This window comes from Nocardia cyriacigeorgica GUH-2 (assembly GCF_000284035.1).
In the GTDB taxonomy this organism is placed as follows: Bacteria; Actinomycetota; Actinomycetes; order Mycobacteriales; family Mycobacteriaceae; genus Nocardia; species Nocardia cyriacigeorgica_B.
Map to the genome: position 1 here is coordinate 3,890,275 of NC_016887.1, position 21,819 is coordinate 3,912,093.

Here is a 21,819-nt window from a genome sequence, read left to right on the forward strand (position 1 = left end):
CCCGGCCAGCGCCCGCCCTCCCACCCTGAGCGCGAATGTGGCAGTGCGGGATGCCGATTCCAGCCGATGAGCCTCACTGACACGGCCGACGATCAGGGCTCGCGGTGACCAGCGCTCGCGGTGGCCAGCGCCCGCGGCCAGCGCTCCCGGCGACCAGCGCCCGCGGCCAGCGCTCCCGGCGACCAGCGCCCGCAGCGACCAGCGTTCGTGATGATCAGCGTTCGTGATGTTCAGCGCCCATGATGATCAGCGCTCGAGCAGGAAGAAGTACGGCTCTGCCAGCCCACGCATGTCCATGACGCCGAGCAGGGTGTCCTCGTCGAGCCGCCGGAAATGGTCGATGATCGGCAGATGGTCGTAGACCATGGCCGCGCTGACCACGCCCCGGAACTCGATATCACGCAACCGCGCCGTCGGCTTCTTGGTGCGCAGCGCCGGAGCGAGGATCCGCAGGTTGTTGCGCACCGGCCGCAACCAGGTGGCCGGGAACCGCCCGGCCAGGCTCAGCGGGGCGCGGCGCGGATCGACGGCGAAGACGGAGCCGTTCTGGTCGGAGAACAGCAGCGGATGCACGGCGTCGGGGCTGTCGAATTGTTTGCCGTACCAGCCGGATTCCACGAGGACACCTGCCCAGGGATGCCCGGTGTCCACCTCGCTGCCGCGCCACCGTCCGGTGGTCACGGCGGCGACCGGGGCAGCGGGCAGATCGTCGAACACCGCCCACGCCTGCTCCGGCGTACAGCGTCCGCGCAATACCGTGCGCTGATTCTCGGTCATCGCCCGACTCCTCACCGTGGAAATGTTGCGAGGAAAAGTCTATCTGTCTCTCACATGGCGCGTCAGCCGGAGCAGATTTGACCTCGAGTGCGGTTGAGGAAGCAAGATCGGCACCGAGCGCGACGGACGGACTTTACGGCCCACCGTCGATCTCGACCCCAGCCGGTCACGGCTGGTGATTGCGCTCCCGCCGGGGTCCTGTACACCCACCCGGCGGGAGCGCGGTCATGGTTCGGCGCTCGCGACTCCGCGCGGCGCGATTCGACCCGCCCACGACACTATTGCCTTCAATCGGTTCTGACACGAAGTACGCTCCAGGGTCCATCGGCGGCGGTAACGGGCATCGTGTTTCTCCAGGCCCCTTCGGCTCACCGGATCGAAACCGACTGTCCGGCAATACTTCACACGCTCCGATCCGAGGACACCAAACCAGAACATGTACAGAGTCACACCACCGCTGCTGCCGCACCGCCGATAGGGTGAACCCATGCAGACGCTGCTCGAGCCCCACGTCGATGCCGCCAACCAGCTCACCCGGCGGTGGTGCGGGGTGGCGGCAGACGATGATTTCGTTGTCTCCGGTGCCGGTGTCTGGCCATTGCTCGGCCTGATGGCCGCGGCCGCGGACGGACCCGCGCGGGCTCAACTCGAAGCGGCGGCCGGAATGCCCGGCAGCACGGCACTTTCGGCGGCTCTGCGCCTGATGGACACCATGGGCCAGGCCGTCGATCTCTCGGCCGCGCTCGGCGTGTGGGTCAATCGCAGGCTGCCGCTGAACGACCAGTGGCTGGGCAGCCTACCGCCGGGCACGGTCGATCTGCTCACCGATCAGGCTGCCCTCGACACCTGGGCCGACCGGCATACCCGCGGTCTGATCAGGAAATTTCCACTCCTGATCGATGACTTCACCGAGCTTGTTCTGGCGACCGCGCTGGTAGCCCGCACGATGTGGCTCAATCAGTTCCGCGAGACGCACATGACCCCGGAATCGGGCCCTTGGCAGGGTTCGACCGTGATCGCGTTGTCACGCACCACAGCCGCCCTGTCGGATGCGGCGATACTGGACGAGCCCGATCCGGTTACCCGCGTCGTCGTGCAGGGCACCGCCGATGTAGACGTTCATCTGCTGCAAGGATCCGGAACTCCCGCCCAGGTGCTCACCACCGGGTTGGACGCGCTGTCCGGAGCGATCGAAGCACGTACCCAACTCCCGATCGGCACCGTCGGCCCCGGACTCACTGTGCGCGAGGAGACCTCGCTACGGAATCGGCACCAGCTCCGGCTCAAACTCCCACCCTTCGACGTCCGCTCCGAGCACGATCTCTGCGGCCCGGACCTGGCCGCCCTGTTCGGCGTGACCGCGGCGATGACACCAGGGCACCACTTCCCCGGAATCTCCCCGGCTCCTTTGCGGATCAACAAAGGCGCACAGGACGTGCTGGCTCGCTTCACCGCCGACGGATTCGAAGCCGCCGCGGTCACCGCGTTCAGCATGGCTCCCGGCAGTAAACCTCCCCCGCCCACCGAACACCGGATCACCGTCTGCACCGCGACTTTCGACCGCCCCTTCGGTTTCCTCGCCGTGCACCGCCCCACCGGCCTCGCTATCGTGGCCGGCTGGATCGCCTCCCGGCCCGAGGAGTACCGGCCTCCCGCACGTGAGCAGAGCGCTCCGGTGCCCGGCCATCGGCGTCTATCGCCTGCACGACCGGAACCGGCACCCCGCCACCCACATTCGGCTCCACCACAGCCACATCCAGCACCACCCCGGCCACATCCGGCACCGCCCCAGCCATATCCAGCACCGCCCCGGGCACCGTTCGGGCCGGCCGTGTCCGCACCGCCGATCCCGGCCCCACCACGACCGTCGCCCGCCCCGCCGACACCCCGGCCATCGGCTCGACCCCAGCCACCCGCCCCACCGTGGCCACCGGCGGAGGACTCACCGACGACCCCGCTGCGCCGCCCACCTGCCGACCCGAGTCCGCCCAATTACCAGTGAGACCACCTGGTCGATCTCACGGCATCACGTAGCCGGGCCGTGTTCTTCACGCATCAGTACTCGCCGCGTCCGCATGTGGCAACCGGCGCGGACCGGGCCCCTCATCGCTGAGTGAATCGCCCGGATTGAGAACCCAGCAGGTCTGCAACGACAGACAGCCGCAACCGATGCAGCCGGTGAGTTCGCGTTCGAGGGCTTCGAGTTCGCGTCGGCGCGCGGCCAGGTGGGATTGCCAGCGCCTCGAGATCCGTTGCCAGTCGCGTTTGCTCGGCATCCGGTCCTCCGGCAGCGAGGCGAAGACCTCGGCGACCTCGGTGAGCGGGATCCCGAGGCGCTTGGCGACCAGGATCAGCGACAGCCTGCGCAGCACGTGCCTGCGGAAGCGTCGCTGATTTCCGGAGGTGCGAATCGAGGTGATCAGCCCTTGGTCCTCGTAGAACCGGACCGCGGACGTGGCGATTCCCGCGCGGTGCGCCACCTCGCCGACGGTCAGCAGGTCGGTCGGTGCCGGTTTCCCCATCGGACTCCTTGACTTAAAGTGAACTTGAAGTTCTAGCGTAGCTGCTCGTGACCTCTACCTCGCTCGATGAGCACGAAAAGCCCTCCGATAACGCCACAGTGACGACGAATCCGCCCACCGGCGGCTGGGGTGAGTTGTTGTCCCGCAAGCATCTCGCGAGCGTGGCGATCCTGGCGGGCGGTGTCGCGCTCTACGCGATGAATCTGTATTTCACCGCCGCGCTCATGCCCTCGATCGTCGACGACATCGGTGGCGCCGACTATTACGCGTGGGTCGCTACCGGATTCCTGATGGCGGCGGTCATCGCCTCGATGCTGGTCAGCCGGGTTCTCGGCAACCGTGGCGTCCGGGGCGCCTACCTCGTCGGCTTTCTCACCTTCGGGGCCGGTGCCGCGGCCAACGCGCTCAGCCCGACGATGGAATTGCTGCTGGTCGGGCGCGTCATCCAGGGCTTCGGCGGCGGATTGCTGGCCGGGCTCGGCTATGCGGTGATTCGTGCGGCGCTACCCAGCCACCTGTGGGCCAGGGCCGCGGGGCTGGTCTCGGCGATGTGGGGCGTCGGCACACTCGTCGGCCCGACCCTCGGCGGCGCCTTCGCCCAGTTCGGCGCGTGGCGCTGGGCCTATGCTCTGCTCATGCTCGCGGCCGCGGTGCTGGCGGTGCTCGGTTATCGCGCCTTGCCGCCGCGCGCTGCGGCCCCACCTTCACACAGCCGGTTGCCGCTGCTGTCGCTGGCGCTGCTCACCGCCGCGGCAGCGGTGTTCAGCATCAGTTCGACGGTATCGGCGGGCTGGCCCACCGCGGGATGCATGGCAGCGGGTGCGGTGCTGCTCGGCGTGTTCCTCGTCGCCGAAAAGCGTGGCGGGCCTTCGGTTCTCCCGCGTTCGACCTATCAGCGCGATAACTCGCTCAAGTGGGTGTACCTCACCGTCGCAGCGTTGTGCGCGGGCGTGATGACGGAGAACTTCATTCCGCTGTTCGGCCAGGAACTCGGCGATCTGGCACCGTTTGCCGCGGGCCTGCTCGGCGCCGCGCTCTCCGTCGGATGGGTGGTGTCGCAGTTGTTCAGTGTGAACCTCGGTCCGGCCGCGGCGCGGCGGGCCATCCGGACGGCGCCGGTTCTGCTCACGTGCGGCCTGCTCGTCTACGGATTCGCGCAGACCGACGACGCGGCCGTTGTTCTCGTACTCCTGTGGGCCGCAGCGCTTTTCGTGGCGGGCGTCGGTATCGGCCTGGCTTTCCCGCATCTGAGCGTGGCGGCGATGGCCAGCACGACCGACGAGCACGAGGGCGCCAAGGCTGCGGCGGCGCTGAGCACCACCCAGCTCATCGCCTACACGGTGACCTCCGCCGTCGCCGGCACATTGGTCAACCTCGGCGGGGATTCGGTGCTTGATTCCTCGCGGCTGATGACCTTCGGGATCGCCGCGATCACCGTCGCGGGAACGTTCACCGCGTGGCGGGCGACACCGCGCGGCCGCTGAAACGACTCGGTCCCGGCCGAACTCGGAAGTTCCGGCCGGGACCGTCTCGTAGTCAGCTGATCGTCAGCCGGTGATCTCCCACTCGTAGACCGTGACCTCCGAGGCGCCGGTGGTGTGAACCGGATCGGTGTAGACGATCTCGCGGGCCTGGTCGAGGGACTCGGCCAGCACGATGTAGGCGCCGCCGGTGCCGTCGGTGAAGCGGCCGGTCTCCTGCAGCATGCCCTTGTCGCGCAGCTCGGCGAGGAACTGCTTGTGCGGTTCCACCACGGCCGGATCGAACCGGGGTGTGCGCATGACCATGACCAGGTACTTGTGCATCACTGCTCCGGTTCGGGACGCGGTGCACGGGTGGCCGCCGCGGCGGCACGGACCTGCGGCGCCACCAGCACCACCTGACCGAGCACGCCGTTGACGAACGACGGCGAGTCGTCGGTGGACAGCTCCTTGGCCAGTTCCACCGCCTCGTCGACGGCCACCACCGGCGGCACATCGTTGGCGTGGAACAACTCCCAGACCGCGATCCGCAGGATGGCGCGGTCGACGGCGGGCAGCCGCGACAGCGTCCAGTCCTGCAGGTAGGACTCGATGGTGCCGTCGACCCGGTCGAGGTCGTCGGCGACGCCTTCGACCAGGGTGCGGGTGTAGGCGTGCACCGGCGCGACGGCCTGATCGGTGACCGCCAGCTCGACCCGCTCGTCGATCAGGTCAGCGGGATCGATATCGCGGGCCTCGGCTTCGAACAGCAGATCCACCGCCCGGCGCCGGGCCTTGTGGCGCGCGCCGAGTTTCTTGAATGCGGGCTTTTTGTCCGCGGGCTGGTCCGCCATGCGGCGTCAGGAGTTGACGCGGCTGATGTAGCTGCCGTCGCGGGTGTCGATCTTCAGCTTGTCGCCCACGTTGATGAACAGCGGGACCTGCACCTCGGCACCGGTCTCGATGGTGGCCGGCTTGGTGCCCGCGCTGGAGCGGTCGCCCTGCAGGCCGGGCTCGGTGTGGGTGACCTCGACCTCGATGGAGACCGGCAGCTCGATGAACAGCGCCTCGCCCTCGTGCATGGCGATCTGCACGCCCATGTTCTCCAGCAGGAACCCACCGGCCTTGCCGACGATGTTCTCGCCCAAGTGGATCTGGTCGTAGGTCTCGCCGTCCATGAAGATGTAGTCGGAGCCGTCATGGTACAGGTAGGTCATATCGCGACGGTCGACGGTCGCGGTCTCGACCTTCACACCAGCGTTGAACGTCTTGTCGACGACCTTGCCGGAGACCACGTTCTTCAGCTTGGTCCGCACGAAAGCGGGGCCCTTGCCCGGCTTGACGTGCTGGAATTCGACGATCTGCTGGAGCTGATTGTCGATCTTCAGCACGAGGCCGTTCTTGAAGTCGCTGGTGTCCGCCACTGTCTTCGGATCTCCTCGGTTCTCGGCGACCGGCGTCACTCGACGACGGTCAGGTCTTTGCTGGTGCGGGTGAGCAGTTCCGGGCCCCCTTCGCGCACCACGAGCGTGTCCTCGATCCGGACCCCGCCGCGGCCGGGAAAGTACACACCTGGTTCGACGGTCACCGCCACGCCAGACAGCAGTGTACCCGTGCCCGCTTTGGCGATTCCGGGCGCTTCATGGATCCGCAGTCCGACCCCGTGCCCGAGGCCGTGCACGAACAGCGCGCCGTGCCCGGCGGCGTCGATGACGGCACGGGCGGCGGCATCCACATCGGCGACCGGTACACCCGGGCGCAGGGCTTCGCGACCGGCCGCCTGCGCCTGGCGGACCAGCTCGTAGACCTCGCGCTGCCAGTCGGTGGGCGGGCCGAGCACGAGGGTGCGGGTCATATCGCTGTGGTACCCGCCGACGACGGCACCGAAGTCCAGCTTGACGAAGTCGCCGGCCGCCAGCACCGCATCGGTCGGACGATGGTGCGGGACAGCGGAATTCGCCCCGGCGGCGACGATGGTCTCGAACGCCACCGCCTCGCCGCCGTGCTCGAACATCGCCCATTCCAGGTCGCGGGCCACCTGACGTTCGGTGCGGCCCGGCCGCAGCGCACCGCGTTCGAGCAGGGTGGCGAGCGCGGCATCACCGACCGCGCAGGCAGCGCGCAGCCGTTCCACCTCGCAGGCGTCCTTGACCATGCGCAACTGCTCCACGAGGCCGGGCGTGGCGACCAGTTCCAGGCCGGTGCTCAACTCCTCGAAGCCGCGGTGCTCGTCGACGGTGACCACATGGCTCTCGTAGCCGACCCGGCCCAGCTGCCATTCCCCGGCCAGCTCCATCACCCGGCGCGCGCAGGCCCGCACGATCTCGGCGTGCAGGTCCGGCACCTGTTCGGAGACCTGGGTGCGGTAGCGGCCGTCGGTGCTGATGACGGTGCGTTCCTCGGCATCGCGGGCGTCCCAGGACGAGACCAGCAGCGCGGCGTTCGAACCGGTGAACCCGGTCAGATATCTGATGTTGACCAGGTCGGTGACCAAGAGCCCGTCGATCTCGTTCTCCACCAGCAGACTCCGCAGCGCGCCGCGACGCGCCGCGTAGTCGGGCCGCAGCCCCGCAGCATCAGCAGACATGGATCAACGCTACCGCCGTCGTGCGGGAGGCCCGACACCCGACCAGATTTTAGGAGTACACTTCGAATTACTAGTTCACTCTCAAATAGGTGGTGTCTCCTATGTCAGTGCTGCTCTATCGGCTGGGAATCGGAAGTTTCCGCCGCCGCGGCCTGGTCGTGGTGGTGTGGTTGGCGGTGCTGGCCGGGGCGATCGCGGCGGCGGCCGCGCTGTCCGGGCCGACCTCGGATACGTTCACCGTCCCCGGCACCGAATCGCAGCGGGCCATCGATGTGATGACCGAGCGTTTCCCCGGCATGGCCGCGGGCGGCGCGGTCGCGCGGGTGGTGCTGGTCGCGCCCGAGGGCGCTCGTCTCGCCGATGCGACGCAGACGATCGACCAGGTCCGCGACCGGCTGGCCGCAGGACCGCACATCGCACAGGTGGGCGAACTCGGCGAGGACGCGATCGCCCCGGACGGGCGCACCGGCCTGATCGAGGTGAATTACCGGGTGAGTCGGGAAGAATTGAGTGCAGCCGATCGCGACGCCGTCGCCGAGGCCCTTACCGTCGCCCGGGAAGCCGGGTTCACTGCCGAAGCCGGCGGCGACGCGGCGGCCCCGCCCGACGAGGGCGCGGGCGAAACCATCGGCGTGCTGGTGGCGGCGGTGGTCCTGCTGATCACTCTCGGATCCCTGCTCGCGGCCGGATTGCCGTTGCTGGTGGCGGCCGCGGCACTCACGGTCGGGCTGGCCGCGATCAGCGCGGCCAGCGGATTCGCCGACCTCAACACCGATACCTCGGCACTGGCGCTGATGCTGGGCATCGCGGTCGCGATCGACTATTCGCTGTTCATCATCCTGCGCTACCGGCAGCTGGCGGCCTCCGGCTACCCACTGTCCGAGGCGGCAGGCCAGGCGGTCGGGCGGGCCGGATCCGCGGTGCTGTTCGCCGGGCTCACCGTCATCATCGCGCTGGCCGGGTTGACGGTGGTGGGGATTCCCGCACTCACCCAGGTGGGTCTGGCCGCGGCGTTCACCGTCGCGATGGCGGTCATCGCGGCCCTGACGCTGCTGCCCGCCTTGCTGGGCTGGGGCGGCGAACGACTGGCCCGCGGCACCCGCCGGGACACCACGCCCACGCGCATCACCATGGGCCGGCGATGGGCCGCGGCGGTGGTGGCCTACCGGCTGCCGGTCATGCTCGGCGCGACAGCGATTCTGCTGCTCGCCGCGGTGCCCGCGCTGGATCTGCGGCTCGGCTTCCCCGACGACGGCACCGCACCCGCCGACACCACCCAGCGCAAGGCCTACGACCTGATCGCCGACGGATTCGGACCCGGGGTCAACGGGCCGCTCACCGTCGTCGTCGACGCCGGCGCCGACGGCACCGCGGCCGCCGCGGCGGCTCGGGTACGCACGATCATCGACGGCATCGACGGTGTGGCCGCGGTCGCGCCGCCGGTTCTCGATGCCGCGGGCGCCACCGCACTGCTGGCGGTGATCCCCGAACACGGCCCGGCACATGCCGAAACCGGGGACGTCCTGGCCACCATCCGCGACGAGGCGGGCAACGCCCTGCCCGGTGCGGCCCAGGTCATGGTCACCGGCCAGACCGCCCTCGATATCGACTCGTCGGCGAAATTGCGGGCAGCGCTGCTGCCCTACCTCGCCCTGGTCGGCGGTCTGGCGTTCGTGCTGTTGATCCTGGTCTTCCGGTCCGTGCTGGTGCCCCTGGTGGCGGCGGCGGGCTTCCTGCTCAGCGTGGCGGCCACCTTCGGTGTGGTGGTCGCGGTGTTCCAGTGGGGCTGGTTCAACGATCAGCTCGGGGTGCAGTCCTCCGGCATCATCGTCAACCTGCTGCCGGTGATGCTGGTGGGCATGGTGTTCGGGTTGGCGATGGACTACCAGGTGTTCCTGGTGACCCGGATGCGCGAGGAGCATCTGCGTGGGCAGCGCACCGATGCCGCGATCATCGACGGATTCGCCGCCGGTGCCCGGGTGGTGACGGCGGCGGCGATCATCATGATCAGCGTCTTCGCCGGATTCCTGTTCTCGGCCACGCCGATGGTGCAATCCTTCGGTTTCGCGCTCGCGGCCGCGGTGCTCTTCGACGCCTTCCTGGTCCGGATGACGCTGGTCCCGGCGATGATGTCGCTGCTGGGAGCCCGTGGCTGGTGGCTGCCCGGGTGGCTGGACCGGATACTGCCCGAGATCGACGTCGAGGGGCGCAAACTCGACGAGCTCGCCGCACCCGCTGTCCCCACGGCCGTGGTGCCCGCGCGCGGCGCGCAGACCGTGGACGCGGCCGCTGTTGCAGAATCGAGTCAGCCGCCGTCGCGGGATTGACACAGGGAGTGGGGTACACGGTGAGGTCGTCGGTCGGAGATCAGCAATCCGCAGCTGCCGGAAAGCAAACCTCCCGGCCGGCGGCCGGCCGGTCCCCCGCGCCCGCCGGCACCACCAAGCCGGCGCGCGGGCTGCGTGAGCTCAAGAAGGCCAGGACCGCGGCGGCCATCCAGCGTCATGCCATGAATCTGTTCGAGGCCAACGGTTATGACGCCACGCCGGTGGAGGCGGTCGCGGCGGCGGCCGAGGTCGCGCCGAGCACCGTGTATCGCTACTTCCCCACCAAAGAAGATCTCGTCATCTCCGATGAGTTCGACAACGTCCTGTTCACCAAGCTCGCCGACCAGCCCGCCGATGTGGGCGTCGTGGACGCGGTGCGCGCCGCCTTTCACGGTGTGACCGCGGAGATGTCGGAGGCCGATATCGCGCTCGGGCGCCGCCGCACCCGGCTCATGCTGCAAGAACCGGGCCTGCGCGGGGCCACCCTGACCAACCTGATGGCCATCGAACGCGCGATCGCCGAGCTGGTCGCGCAACGCACCGGACGCGACGGCGACGACCCGGAGATCACCTGGTTCACCGGAGCGGTCGTCGGCATCGCGCTCGGCTACATGCGCCGCTGGGTCGACAATCCGGACCTCGATGTGGTGGCGATGTTCGAAGACGCACTCGACCGGCTCGCCGCCGGCGTGAGTTTCTGACACCGGCCGAAACAAGCTCTGTTCACAGCAGGCGCGGTTATCCACAGACGGGCCGATCCGGGCCCTCGGCCTGCGCTCGAGCTGCGACAGTCGAGGCATGGAAACCTTGGCGTTCGTCATCTTCGGTGCCTGGTGTATCGCGTTGAGTGTCAGCGATATTCGGAGTCGGCGGCTGCCCGATCTGCTCACCGGACCGGGCGCCGTGGGCGTGCTCGGCTACGCGCTGTGCACCGGCGGGCTCACCGGGGCGCTCATGGGAGCTGCCCTGCTGACCGTCCCCTATCTGCTGGTGCATCTGGTGCGGCCGGCCGCGTTCGGGGCGGGCGACGTGAAGCTCGCCGTGGGGCTCGGGGCGGCCGCGGGAATGCACGGCGGGCAGGCGTGGGTCTGGGCTGCGGTCGGCGCGCCCGTTCTCACCGCTGTGTTGGGCGCGGCCGTGCTCATGACATCCGCTCCGATCGACGTGCGGAGCGGATCATTCGTCACGCGGCCGGCACCGTGGAGCGGTAGCGATCCGTTGTGGCGCCGCAGCCGAGCACCGGCGGCCACGACCAGGGCCGGTCCGCTCACCGTGCCGCACGGTCCGTCGATGTGCCTGGCGACGGTGCTCGCCGTGGGGTTCGGGTGACCGCGCGGCAACCATTCGGCGCAGGCGAGGAGGGTGCCGCTGATCACGGTGGACCGGTTTCCCGGCCGGGAGCGTCCACATGGGAAGATGGACGGCGTGCTGCGCTGGATAACTGCTGGAGAATCCCATGGTCCCGCTCTCGTCGCCATCCTCGAGGGGATGGTGGCCGGGGTCGAGGTGACGTCGGACGAGATCTCCGCACAATTGGCGCGCCGTCGCCTCGGGTACGGGCGCGGCGCCCGGATGAAGTTCGAGGCCGACAAGGTCACCATCGTCGGTGGTGTCCGGCACGGTCGCACCATGGGCGGCCCGGTCGCCATCGAGGTGGCCAACTCCGAATGGCCGAAGTGGACCACGGTGATGTCCGCCGATCCGGTCGACCCGGCCGAGCTGGCCGATCTGGCCCGCAATGCCCCGCTCACCCGTCCGCGTCCCGGTCACGCCGACTACTCGGGCATGCTCAAGTACGGCTTCGACGATGCCCGCCCGGTGCTCGAGCGCGCCAGCGCCCGCGAGACCGCGGCCCGGGTCGCCGCGGGCACCGTGGCGCGTGCGTTCCTGCGCCAGGCGTTCGGGGTGGAGGTCGTCTCGCATGTGATCTCGATCGGCACCGCCGCCAACACCACCGGCCACGTCCCGACCGCGGCCGACCTGGACGCGATCGACGCCAGCCCGGTGCGCGCCTTCGATGCCGACGCCGAAGCGGCGATGATCGCCGAGATCGAGGCCGCCAAGAAGGACGGCGATACCCTCGGCGGCGTGGTCGAGGTCGTGGTCGAAGGACTTCCGGTCGGTCTCGGCTCGTTCACCAGCGGTGAGAACCGCCTCGACTCGCGACTGGCCGCCGCGCTCATGGGCATTCAGGCGATCAAGGGTGTCGAGGTGGGCGACGGTTTCGAGACCGCGCGCCGGCGCGGCAGCCAGGCTCACGACGAGATGAAGCCGGGCCCCGACGGTGTGCTGCGCTCGACCAACCGGGCCGGCGGGCTCGAGGGCGGCATGACCAACGGCGAAGCCCTGCGGGTGCGTGCGGCGATGAAGCCGATTTCCACGGTGCCGCGGGCGCTGTCGACGGTCGATATGAGCAGCGGCGAGGAAGCCGTGGCGATTCACCAGCGTTCGGATGTGTGCGCGGTGCCCGCGGCGGGTGTGGTGGCCGAGTCGATGGTGGCGCTGGTGCTCGCGCAGGCGGCGCTGGAGAAGTTCGGTGGCGATTCGCTCGCCGAGACCGCCGACAACATCACCAGCTACGTCAAGCGCATCAGCTCCCGTCCGCATGTGGCGCCGACCGACGCGGACAGTCGGGCGCGATGACCTCCCAGGCCGACCCGCGCGCTCCGCGTGTGGTGCTGGTCGGACCTCCCGGGGCCGGTAAATCGACCATCGGCCGCAAGCTCGCCCGCGAACTCGGAGTGCAGCTCTACGACACCGACGCCGGTATCGAAGAGCAAACCGGACGCACCATCGCCGATATCTTCGCCACCGACGGCGAGGCGGAGTTCCGCAAGATCGAGGAGCAGGTGGTGCGCCGCGCCGTCCTCGACGAACCCGGTGTGGTCTCCCTCGGTGGCGGCGCGGTGCTTTCGGAGAACACCCGGGCGCTGCTGCGCGAGCACACCGTGGTGTACCTGGAAATCAGTGTGGCCGAAGGACTTCGCCGCACCGGCACCAGCAATGCTCGTCCACTGCTCAACGGTGCCGACCCCGGGGCCAAGTATCGCGAGCTGATGCGGCGCCGCCGCCCGCTGTACCGCGAGGTCGCCACGGTGCGGGTGCGTACCGACGGCCGCAGCCCCGGCCGGGTGGTGAAGATGATCATGGGCAAACTGTCGCTGGAGTCGGTGCGCCCGGCCGCGGGCGAGGCCGGCGAGCAGCAGAACCGGCCCCGCAGCACCAACCCCCAGGGCAGCAGCAGATCCCGGGCCCGGCGCAGGTCGAGGGCCAGGGCGGCGGCCCGCCGAGCCGCCCAGGCCGCCGCCAACGGGCAGACCGGTAGCACCGAACAGAACGCGAAGACCACCGCACAGACCACGAAGACCACCGGTCAGTCCGGCGCGGCCGCCGGTCAGCACGCCGCGACGGCGGGTTCCTCGTCCACCGGGCGGTCTCGCCGTGCGCGGGCACGGCGGGCACGCGCTCGCGCACGCACCCAACAAGAACGCACAGAATCGGAGCAGAGCACGTGACAGAGCCGAGTCGTCTCCAGGTCCGCACCGCCGACCCATATCCGGTGATCATCGGCCGCGGCTTGCTCGGCGAGCTCGTCGAGTCGGTCACCGGCGCCGGTTCCGGGGTGCGCACGGTCGCGATCTTCCATCAGCCGCCGCTGGCCGAGACGGCCGAAGTGGTGCGCAAAGCACTGGCCGACACCGGGATCGACGCCCACCGCATCGAGATCCCGGACGCCGAGGCGGGTAAAGACCTGGCCGTGGCCGGTTTCTGCTGGGAGGTCCTCGGCCGCATCGGGTTGACCCGCAACGACGTCATCGTCAGCCTCGGCGGCGGCGCGGCCACCGACCTGGCCGGCTTCGTGGCCGCCACCTGGATGCGCGGGGTGCAGATCGTGCACGTGCCCACCACGCTGCTGGCGATGGTGGACGCCGCGGTCGGCGGGAAGACCGGCATCAACACCGAGGCGGGGAAGAACCTGGTGGGCTGCTTCCACGAGCCCGCCGCGGTCCTGGTCGATCTCGCCACCCTGGAAACGGTGCCACACAACGAGATCGTCGCCGGCATGGCCGAGATCATCAAGGCCGGTTTCATCGCCGATCCGGTGATCCTGGACCTGATCGAGACCGATCCGAAGGCCGCGCTCGATCCCACCGGCGAGGTGCTGCCGGAGCTGATCCGCCGGGCTATCGCGGTCAAGGCGGAGGTGGTGGCCGCCGATCTCAAGGAGGCCGCACTGCGCGAGATCCTCAACTACGGCCACACCCTCGGTCACGCGATCGAGCGCCGGGAACGCTACCGCTGGCGTCATGGCGCCGCCGTTTCCGTCGGCCTCGTCTTCGCCGCCGAACTCGGCCGGCTGGCCGGTCGCCTCGACGACGCCACCGCCGACCGGCACCGCACCGTGCTGGAAAGCGTCGGCCTGCCCACCACCTACGACGCCGACGCGCTGCCGCAGCTGCTGGAGTCGATGCAGACCGATAAGAAGACCCGATCGGGCGTCTTGCGTTTCGTGGTTCTGGACGGCCTGGCCAAGCCGGGCCGGCTGGAAGGTCCCGATCCGACACTGCTGGCCGCCGCCTATTCGGCGATCGCCCGCGACCCGGAACCGGGCTCGGGCGGCGCGATCCTGCTGTAGGGCGCCGCTGATCCCCCGGAGTCCGGCTCCGGGGGATCATCGAGTCAGGACGCTGCGGCTACCGGCTGATGCGGACCGGTCGCGGCGGAACCGTTCTTGCCGCCGAGCCTGCGTCCGAGCGCGATGCCGGCCAGGCCCGGGATGAAGATCAGCAGCACGATGAACGACGCGCCCGCCGTCATTTCGAACAGCAGTCCGTTGTCGTCGAGCATGAATCCGGGCACCATGTCCAGGATCCAGCACACCAGGCCGCTGCCGAGGCCGCCGGCCACCGCGGCCTTCAGCCACGGGATGGTCAGATCGGCGCCGCCGTCGGCGTCCGGGTGCGCGGCCCGGTCGCGGCGGCCATCGAGGAAGCCCCATCCCACGCCCGCGCCGATGATCACCACCAGGCACAGCAACCGCATCCACGCGCCCTGCGTCGGCCAGTTCACCATGCCGAACCCCAGCAGGACCCGCAAGCCGACGACCAGCGCACCGAGCACTGTGGCCCGCAACACCCAAGCTGTCATGCCGACCACCATAACCCTCGGCCCCCTCCCGCAAAACTAGAACCCGTTACAGGAGTGGTGCGTGTCTTGCGCGGGGCGATAACCACCAGTTCACTGCGGCGTTTCCCAGTGATGGTGAAGTGGTCGCGGCACTGGTAGAGACTTCCTGGTCGGTTCTCGACTGTGGAGGCGAAGGCTCGATGGTTCTCGATCTCGGTGTGCAGCCGGCCGGTCGGCACGAGGTATATCCGGACGAGAACGGCAGATTCGGCGCATTCGGCGGACGTTACGTTCCCGAAGGCCTGGTGCCCGCACTGCTCGACCTCGAACACGCCTATCACCAGGCCCGCACCGATCCGGCCTTCACCAACCGGCTCGACACCCTGCTGCGCGAGCGGGTGGGTCGCCCCACCCGGCTGCATCAGGTGCCCCGCTTCGCCGCGTCGCTCGGCGTGCCCGGCGTGCGGGTGTATCTCAAGCGCGAGGATATGGCGCACACCGGCTCACACAAGATCAACAACGCGCTCGGCCAGGCGCTGCTGGCGGTGCGGATGGGCAAGACCAGGATCGTGGCCGAGACGGGCGCGGGTCAGCACGGCGGCGCGGTCGCGGCCGTGTGCGCGATGCTCGGGCTGGACTGCGTGATCTACATGGGCACCGAGGACGTGCGCCGCCAGCCCGGCCCGGTCGCGCGGATGCGGCTGCTCGGTGCCGAGGTGCGGCCGGTCGAGACCGGGACGGGCCGGGTGAAGGAAGCGATCACCGCGTCGGTCCGGGACTGGGTGGGGAATCTGGGCGAGACCCACCTGCTGCTCGGGACAACTGTCGGGCCCGCGCCGTATCCGCGGATCGTTCGCGATTTCCAGACCGTGATCGGCACCGAGGCCCGCGCCGATATCCTGCGCGCCGAAGGCCGGCTGCCCGATCTCGTGCTCGCCTGCGTCGGCGGCGGAAGCAATGCCCTCGGGCTGTTTCATCCGTTCACCGCCGACCGCGAGGTGGAACTGGTCGCGGTCGAGGCCGCGGGCCGGGGCCGGGCCGACGGCGAGCACGCCGCCACACTGACCGCGGGCAGCCCGGGCGAAGTGGACGGCGCCTTCAGCTATCTGTTGCAGGACGCCGACGGCCAGATCCTGCGCACCCACAGCATCGCCGCCGGCCTCGACTATCCGGGCGTCGGGCCGGAGCTCAGCTACCTGCGCGACAGCGGCCGGGTGCGCGCACGGACCGCGACCGATGCCGCCGCCGTGCGCGGACGGCGAGCGCTCGGCCGCACCGAGGGCGTGCTCGCCGGCCTCGAATCCGCCCATGCGGTCGGGCATCTGCTGGAGCGGGCCGAGCGCGGTGAACTGGCCCGCGACTCACTCGTGGTGGTGTGCCTGTCCGGCTCCGGTGACAAAGACCTGGCGATCGCCGCCGACCGGCTCGACCCGAGCGCCTGAGAACCGGCTCAGCCCAGGCCGTCGAGCGCGGCGGCCATCGCGGCACGCGGCGCCGGATGTCCGGTGAACTGCTCGACCTGCCCATAGGCCTGATTGATCAGCATGTCGAGTCCGCTGACGACGGTGTGCCCGGCCGCGGCTACCGCCTCGGCGAGCGGGGTCGGCCACGGGTTGTAGATCGCATCCAGCACCACCGGTGCGGTGGACACCGCCTCGGCCACCGCGGCGGCGGCCGCGGGCGGCACGGTGCTCACCGCGGCACCCGAGCGGGCGGCAGCGGCGCCGACCTCGGCCGGGTCGAAGCCGATGACGGTGGCGGTGAGTCCGAGCCGCTGCGCGAGATCGACCGCGCTCGCGGCCCGACCGGCGTCGCGGGCCACGATCGTCACCGTCGCGGCTCCCAGTTCGGCCAGCGCGAGCAGCGCCGGCCGGGCGGTACCGCCGGCACCGAGGACCACGGCTTCCGACAAGGCCTCGACCCCACCGCCGCGCAGGGCGCCGAGCACCCCGTCGACGTCGGTGCAGTCCGCGCGCCAGCCGTTGTCGATGCGCACCAGGGTGTTGGCCGAGCCGACCAGCTCCGCGCGCTCGGTGCGTTCGGTGGCGTAGGCCAGCGCGGCTTCCTTGCCCGGCATCGTCACCGACAGGCCAACCCATTCCGGGCCGAGTCCGTCGACCAGGCCGGGCAGCTGGTCGGCGGTGCATTCGATGCGCTCATAGGTCCACGGCAACCCGAGCGCACGGTAGGCGGCCAGATGCAGCTGCGGCGAACGCGAATGCGCGATCGGACTACCCAGCACCGCCGCCTTGCGTACCTCGGAGAACTCAGCGGCCACTGTCGAGGATCCCGCTTTCCATGGCGCGGTCGATATTGCGCAGATGCTCGCTGTAGCTCTGAGTGAACAGCGTGGTGCCCTGCTGATCGATGGTGACGAAGTACAGCCACGGTCCCGGTTCGGGTTGCTCCACCGCGCGCAGCGCCGCCGCCGACGGCGCCGCGATGGGCGTGGCGGGCAGTCCGGCCATGGCGTAGGTGTTCCACGGGGTCACCCGGGCCCGGTCGGCGTCGGTGGTGGCGACCTCGGTGGTGTCGAGGGCGTAGTTCACCGTCGAGTCGAATTGCAGCGGCTGGTCCACCTTCAACCGGTTCACGATCACCCGCGCGACCTTGCCCATGTCCTGCGGCAGGGCTTCGCGTTCGACCAGCGAGGCGGCGATGAGCGTCTCGTACGGCGTCAGCCCGGTCTCGGCGCCCGATTGCAGCAGGCCGGTGGATTCGTAGAGCGCGGCGCTGGCGCTGACCAGTTCTTTCAGGATCTGCTCGGGCGAACCGCTCGGGTCGAAATCCCAACTGCCCGCGGCGATCAGGCCCTCCAGCTGACGCGCGCGATCGGGCACCTGGCGCACCGATTCCATCGCCCATTCCGGCACCCCGAGCGCCGCCAGGTCCATGCTCGCGCCCGCGGCTTCCAGCTCCTGATAGGTGACGCAGTCGGTGCCGATGCAGCTGGCCGCGGCGATCTTGGTGTAGATGCCTTCCTTGCGGGCCCCGGTGTTCACATCGTGCTGGTCGTGCAGCTGCCTGCCCTCGGAGATGACCAGATTGCCCACCCGCGACTCCGGCTTCACCAGCGCGGCCACCGCGTCGACGGCCGGACTGTGGCTCGGAATCGCGTAGTAGCCGGGCTGCACCGAGTTCATATTCGAATTGCGCACGGCGGCTTCGTAGAAGGCGGCGCTGCTGGCGACCACGCCCTTCTCGGCCATCGTCTCGGCGATCTCGGTGGCGGTCTCGCCCTGGTTGACCCGCACGACCACCGGAGGCCCGGCGGGACCGGCGAAGTCCTCGGCCGGGGTGTAGCCGTCCATCAGCTTCATCCCCGCGAAACCGGCCGCCCCGACGAACAGGATGGCGAAGACGGCGGCGACGAGCAGCATGGTGCGCCTGCGGCGTTTGCGTTCGGCCGCCTTCCGAGACGCCACCCGGGATTTCTTCTTGGTGCGCGACCCCGGCCGCTGCTTGCCACCGCGGCGCGGTTCGGTCGCTTGCGCGCGAGGCCGCGACCGCGGCGCGCTCTTGGTGCGGGTGGCGGTGCGCCGCACCGGCTCCGGTTCGGGCTCGGGCTCCGGTTCGGGCTCGATCAGGTCATCATCGTCGGTATAGCGGGGAATGACGGTGGTGTCGTCGTCGTCGAGGTAGTTCCACTCCTCGTCCGCCGCACCGGTCGCGTCCGCCTCCACGCGACTGTCTCGCCCCCACGCCTGATCGTCGCGGCGGTAGCGCCGTTCGGCTTCTCGCTGACGGTAGCGTTCTTCGGCCCGCGCCCACCGATCCGTCATGCATCGTCTCCGGACGACGCGCGGCGTACCGCTTCTTCGACCGACTTCAACACCGAACTCCGTTCGTCCAACCATCCTTGCAGGATCGACACGGCAGCCGCTTGATCGATCACCTGCCGCTGGCCGCGTGCGCGAACTCCGCTGTCCCGCAATGCACGTGCAGCTGACACCGTAGTCAAACGTTCGTCGGAAAGCCGTACCGGCACCGGGGCCACCACCGACCGCAAACGGTCGGCGAATGCGATTGCCAGCGTAGCGGCATTCCCCTTTTCCCCGCGTAATGTGCGCGGCAAGCCGACGACGATTTCGACGGCCTCGTATTCCCGCACAATGTCGGCAATCCTGGCGATGTCGGGCCCGGGACCGGCCGCGCGCGGGTTCGGTTTGGCGCGCGGCACGGTTTCCACGGGGGTGGCGAGGATGCCATCGGGGTCGCTGGAGGCCACCCCGATACGCACGCTGCCGACATCGATCGCGATGCGCCTGCCCCGTCCCGGGTCGGTGGCCGGATCCGGCCGATCGCCCCGATGTTCGGTGCTTCCGGGTTCACCCATCAGCCGGCGAGTTCGGCCACCCGAGCCCGGACCGCGGCCAGCCCGGCCGCGATACCCGACGGATCCGAGCCCGCGCCCTGGGCCATCTCCGGCTTACCACCGCCCCGTCCGGAAATAGCCGGACCGAAGCTGGCGACGAGGTCACCGGCCTTGACACCGAGTTCCTGGGCCGGCTTGTTCACCGCGACGACAAACGGCACCTTGCCGTCGGTGTTGCCGAGCAGCACCACAATCGCCGGGTGGGTGCCGAGGCGGCCGCGGACATCGGTGGCCAACGTGCGCAGATCGCCGGCCGCGACGCCCTCCGGCGCTGCGGCGGCGACCAGCAGCAGCTCACCGAGACGTTCGGCGCCCTCGGCCAGAGTGCCCGCGGAGGCGAGCACGGCCGCGACCTTAGTGCGCTCGAGTTCCTTCTCGGCCACCTTCAGCCGCTCCACCAGCTGCTCCACCCGGGCCGGGACCTCATCGGAGGGCACCTTCAGCGCCGAAGCCACACCGGCCAGTAGCGCGCGCTCCTTGGCCAGGTACTTGTAGGAATCCAGGCCGACGAAGGCCTCCACGCGCCGCACACCCGAGCCGACCGACGACTCACCGAGCAGGGTGATCGGACCGATCTGCGAGGAGTGCTGCACATGCGTGCCGCCGCACAGCTCCATCGAGAACGGGCCGCCGATCTCCACCACGCGCACTTGATCGCCGTAGTTCTCGCCGAAGAGCGCGAGCGCGCCCATCTGCTTGGCCTTGGGCAGATCGGTGATGAAGGTGTTGACCGGGTAGTCGGCGCCGACACCGTCGTTGGAGACGGCCTCGATATCGGCCTTCTGCTGCTCCGACAGCTGGCCCTGCCAGTTGAAGTCGAAACGCAGGTAGCCCGGCTTGTTCAGCGAACCGGCCTGCACCGCGTTCGGACCGAGCACCTGCCGCAGCGCGGCGTGCACCATGTGCGTGCCGGAGTGGCCCTGGGTCGCGCCGCGCCGCCAGGCCGGATCGGCCTGGGCGAGCACCACGTCACCCTCGGTGATCTGGCCCTGCTCCACGGTGCACTTGTGCACCCACACCTTCTTGGCGATCTTCTGCACGTCGTTGACCCGCAGTTTCAGCCCGGAGGCGGTGATGGAGCCGCGGTCGGCGATCTGGCCGCCGGACTCGGCGTAGAGCGGGCTGCGGTCCAGGATCACCTCGACGTCGTTGCCCGCGGTGGCCGTGGGCACCCGCACGCCGTCGGCGATGAGCGCCAGCACATGCGCTTCGGAGGTGAGCTCGTCGAAGCCGGTGAATTCGGTGGCGCCGCGGTCGACGAGTTCCTTGTACACCGACAGGTCGGCGTGCGCGTGCTTGCGGGCCTGGGCGTCTTCCTTGGCGCGACGGCGCTGCTCGGCCATCAGCGAGCGGAAGCCCTCTTCGTCGACCGAGAGCCCGGCCTCGGCGGCCATCTCCAGGGTGAGGTCGATGGGGAAGCCGTAGGTGTCGTGCAGGGTGAACGCGTCCGAGCCGGCGATGGTCTTCCCGCCGGCGGCCTTGACCTGGTCGGCGGTGTCGTCGAACAGCTTGGAACCGGTGTTGAGGGTCTTGAGGAAGGCGGTCTCCTCGCCCACCGCGACGGTCTCGATGCGGCTGTAGTCGGTGGCCAGCTCCGGGTACGACGGCGACATCAGCTCGCTGACGACCTTCATGAACTCGCCCATCACCGGCTTCTCGGCGCCCAGCAGGCGCGCCGAACGCACGATGCGGCGCAGCAGGCGGCGCAGCACATAGCCGCGGCCGTCGTTGCCGGGGTTGACGCCGTCGGCGATCAGCATGGCCGCGGTGCGGGCATGGTCGGCGATCACGCGGAAGCGCACGTCGTCGGCGTGCTCGACGCCGTAGGAGCGGCCGGTGAGCGCCTCGGCCTTGTCGATGATCGGGCGCAGCAGGTCGGTCTCGTAGACGTTGTCGACGCCCTGCAGCAGCAGCGCGATGCGCTCGATACCCATGCCGGTGTCGATGTTCTTCTTCGGCAGCACCCCGACCGGCGGATGGCCCAGCTTGGGGCTCAGCTCACCGCGGATGTCCTGCATGAAGACCAGGTTCCAGATCTCCAGGTAGCGGTCCTCGTCGGCGACCGGGCCGCCGTCCTTGCCGTATTCGGGGCCGCGGTCGTAGTAGATCTCCGAGCAGGGACCGCCGGGCCCGGGCACGCCCATGTCCCAGTAGTTGTCCTTGCCGTCGCGGAACTGGATGCGCTCTTGCGGGATTCCGGCGACGCGGCGCCAGATCTCGGCGGCCTCCGGATCGGATTCGTAGGCGGTGACCCAGATGCGCTCCGGATCGAACCCGTAGCCGCCGTCCTCCTGCGACTTGGTGATCAGCTCCCAGGCGAAGGCGATCGCGCCCTCTTTGAAGTAGTCACCGAAGGAGAAGTTGCCTGCCATCTGGAAGAAGGTGTTGTGCCGGGTGGTGATGCCCACTTCTTCGATATCCCCGGTGCGCACGCATTTCTGCACGCTCGTCGCCCGCGGGAACGGCGGGGTCTCCTGGCCGAGGAAGTACGGCTTGAACTGCACCATGCCCGCATTGACGAACAGCAGGTTCGGGTCGTCGAGGATCAACGAGGCGCTGGGCACCTCGGTATGCCCGGCGCGCACGAAATGGTCCAGGAATCGCCGTCGGATCTCGTGGGTCTGCACAGATATCCAGCCTACCG

General features: G+C 69.5%; 19 protein-coding genes and 1 pseudogene. 9 read left to right on the forward strand and 11 right to left on the reverse strand.

The window, feature by feature from the left end:
* Window positions 1-246: 246 nt before the first annotated feature.
* Window positions 247-777, reverse strand: coding sequence for a DUF4334 domain-containing protein (locus NOCYR_RS17545; protein WP_014351740.1), 531 nt, complete (start codon window positions 775-777; stop codon window positions 247-249).
* A gap of 487 nt (window positions 778-1,264) precedes the next feature.
* On the opposite strand from NOCYR_RS17545, the gene NOCYR_RS17550 reads away from it, so the two are divergent.
* Complete coding sequence (locus NOCYR_RS17550; protein WP_014351741.1) at window positions 1,265-2,779, forward strand: serpin family protein; 1,515 nt, start codon at window positions 1,265-1,267, stop codon at window positions 2,777-2,779.
* A 46-nt stretch (window positions 2,780-2,825) separates the two neighbouring features.
* Here the strand turns inward: NOCYR_RS17550 and soxR are convergent, their stop codons facing one another.
* Window positions 2,826-3,299 (reverse strand): redox-sensitive transcriptional activator SoxR, encoded by a 474-nt coding sequence (soxR, locus tag NOCYR_RS17555; RefSeq protein WP_014351742.1) that lies wholly within the window; start codon window positions 3,297-3,299, stop codon window positions 2,826-2,828.
* 47 nt (window positions 3,300-3,346) lie between these two features.
* Between soxR and NOCYR_RS17560 the strand changes: the two genes are divergently transcribed.
* On the forward strand, window positions 3,347-4,783 hold the full coding sequence (locus NOCYR_RS17560) for an MFS transporter (RefSeq protein WP_231855949.1): 1,437 nt from the start codon (window positions 3,347-3,349) through the stop codon (window positions 4,781-4,783).
* A gap of 63 nt (window positions 4,784-4,846) precedes the next feature.
* Here the strand turns inward: NOCYR_RS17560 and NOCYR_RS17565 are convergent, their stop codons facing one another.
* Genes NOCYR_RS17565 through NOCYR_RS17580 form a run of 4 tightly spaced genes read right to left on the reverse strand, consistent with a single transcriptional unit; the run spans window position 4,847 to window position 7,346 of the window.
* Complete coding sequence (locus NOCYR_RS17565) at window positions 4,847-5,104, reverse strand: YciI family protein (RefSeq protein WP_014351744.1); 258 nt, start codon at window positions 5,102-5,104, stop codon at window positions 4,847-4,849.
* Window positions 5,104-5,613, reverse strand: a complete 510-nt coding sequence (gene nusB / locus NOCYR_RS17570; RefSeq protein WP_014351745.1) for a transcription antitermination factor NusB — start codon at window positions 5,611-5,613, stop codon at window positions 5,104-5,106. Before nusB ends, NOCYR_RS17565 begins: the two co-directional genes overlap by 1 nt.
* 6 nt (window positions 5,614-5,619) lie before the next feature.
* Entirely contained in the window at window positions 5,620-6,183 is a 564-nt protein-coding gene (gene efp, locus NOCYR_RS17575; protein ID WP_014351746.1) for an elongation factor P, read from the reverse strand.
* Window positions 6,184-6,218: 35 nt separating this feature from the next.
* The gene (locus tag NOCYR_RS17580) at window positions 6,219-7,346 is read right to left on the reverse strand and encodes a M24 family metallopeptidase (protein WP_014351747.1); all 1,128 of its coding nucleotides are present in this window, start codon (window positions 7,344-7,346) and stop codon (window positions 6,219-6,221) included.
* A gap of 101 nt (window positions 7,347-7,447) precedes the next feature.
* Between NOCYR_RS17580 and NOCYR_RS17585 the strand changes: the two genes are divergently transcribed.
* The 6 genes and pseudogenes from NOCYR_RS17585 (at window position 7,448) to aroB (ending at window position 14,309) form a co-directional block, all read left to right on the forward strand.
* Window positions 7,448-9,673, forward strand: a complete 2,226-nt coding sequence (locus NOCYR_RS17585) for an MMPL family transporter (protein ID WP_014351748.1) — start codon at window positions 7,448-7,450, stop codon at window positions 9,671-9,673.
* 20 nt (window positions 9,674-9,693) lie between these two features.
* Window positions 9,694-10,374 (forward strand): TetR family transcriptional regulator, encoded by a 681-nt coding sequence (locus NOCYR_RS17590; protein WP_014351749.1) that lies wholly within the window; start codon window positions 9,694-9,696, stop codon window positions 10,372-10,374.
* A gap of 97 nt (window positions 10,375-10,471) precedes the next feature.
* Window positions 10,472-11,002 (forward strand): A24 family peptidase, encoded by a 531-nt coding sequence (locus NOCYR_RS27955; RefSeq protein WP_014351750.1) that lies wholly within the window; start codon window positions 10,472-10,474, stop codon window positions 11,000-11,002.
* Between the two features lie 96 nt (window positions 11,003-11,098).
* Window positions 11,099-12,316, forward strand: a complete 1,218-nt coding sequence (gene aroC / locus NOCYR_RS17600; protein ID WP_048834251.1) for a chorismate synthase — start codon at window positions 11,099-11,101, stop codon at window positions 12,314-12,316.
* A pseudogene (locus tag NOCYR_RS30550) lies at window positions 12,313-12,834 on the forward strand (shikimate kinase); the annotation flags it as partial. The gene aroC and the pseudogene NOCYR_RS30550, both read left to right, overlap by 4 nt.
* A 350-nt stretch (window positions 12,835-13,184) precedes the next feature.
* Window positions 13,185-14,309: a 3-dehydroquinate synthase gene (gene aroB / locus NOCYR_RS17610; protein WP_014351753.1), complete on the forward strand. Its 1,125-nt coding sequence runs from the start codon at window positions 13,185-13,187 to the stop codon at window positions 14,307-14,309.
* Window positions 14,310-14,353: 44 nt separating this feature from the next.
* On the opposite strand, the gene NOCYR_RS17615 is transcribed toward aroB, so the two are convergent.
* Window positions 14,354-14,821, reverse strand: coding sequence for a B-4DMT family transporter (locus NOCYR_RS17615; protein WP_228792663.1), 468 nt, complete (start codon window positions 14,819-14,821; stop codon window positions 14,354-14,356).
* A gap of 179 nt (window positions 14,822-15,000) precedes the next feature.
* On the opposite strand from NOCYR_RS17615, the gene trpB reads away from it, so the two are divergent.
* Entirely contained in the window at window positions 15,001-16,242 is a 1,242-nt protein-coding gene (trpB, locus tag NOCYR_RS17620; protein ID WP_014351755.1) for a tryptophan synthase subunit beta, read from the forward strand.
* An 8-nt stretch (window positions 16,243-16,250) separates the two neighbouring features.
* Here the strand turns inward: trpB and NOCYR_RS17625 are convergent, their stop codons facing one another.
* From NOCYR_RS17625 to alaS, 4 genes are read right to left on the reverse strand one after another with little or no spacing between them, the layout of a single operon-like run.
* The gene (locus NOCYR_RS17625; protein ID WP_014351756.1) at window positions 16,251-17,078 is read right to left on the reverse strand and encodes a shikimate dehydrogenase; all 828 of its coding nucleotides are present in this window, start codon (window positions 17,076-17,078) and stop codon (window positions 16,251-16,253) included.
* Window positions 17,068-18,582 (reverse strand): endolytic transglycosylase MltG, encoded by a 1,515-nt coding sequence (gene mltG, locus NOCYR_RS17630; RefSeq protein ID WP_014351757.1) that lies wholly within the window; start codon window positions 18,580-18,582, stop codon window positions 17,068-17,070. The genes NOCYR_RS17625 and mltG overlap by 11 nt, the downstream gene beginning before the upstream one ends.
* Window positions 18,579-19,136: a Holliday junction resolvase RuvX gene (ruvX, locus tag NOCYR_RS17635; RefSeq protein ID WP_014351758.1), complete on the reverse strand. Its 558-nt coding sequence runs from the start codon at window positions 19,134-19,136 to the stop codon at window positions 18,579-18,581. Before ruvX ends, mltG begins: the two co-directional genes overlap by 4 nt.
* Window positions 19,136-21,802, reverse strand: coding sequence for an alanine--tRNA ligase (gene alaS / locus NOCYR_RS17640; RefSeq protein WP_014351759.1), 2,667 nt, complete (start codon window positions 21,800-21,802; stop codon window positions 19,136-19,138). Before alaS ends, ruvX begins: the two co-directional genes overlap by 1 nt.
* Between the last annotated feature and the right edge of the window lie 17 nt (window positions 21,803-21,819).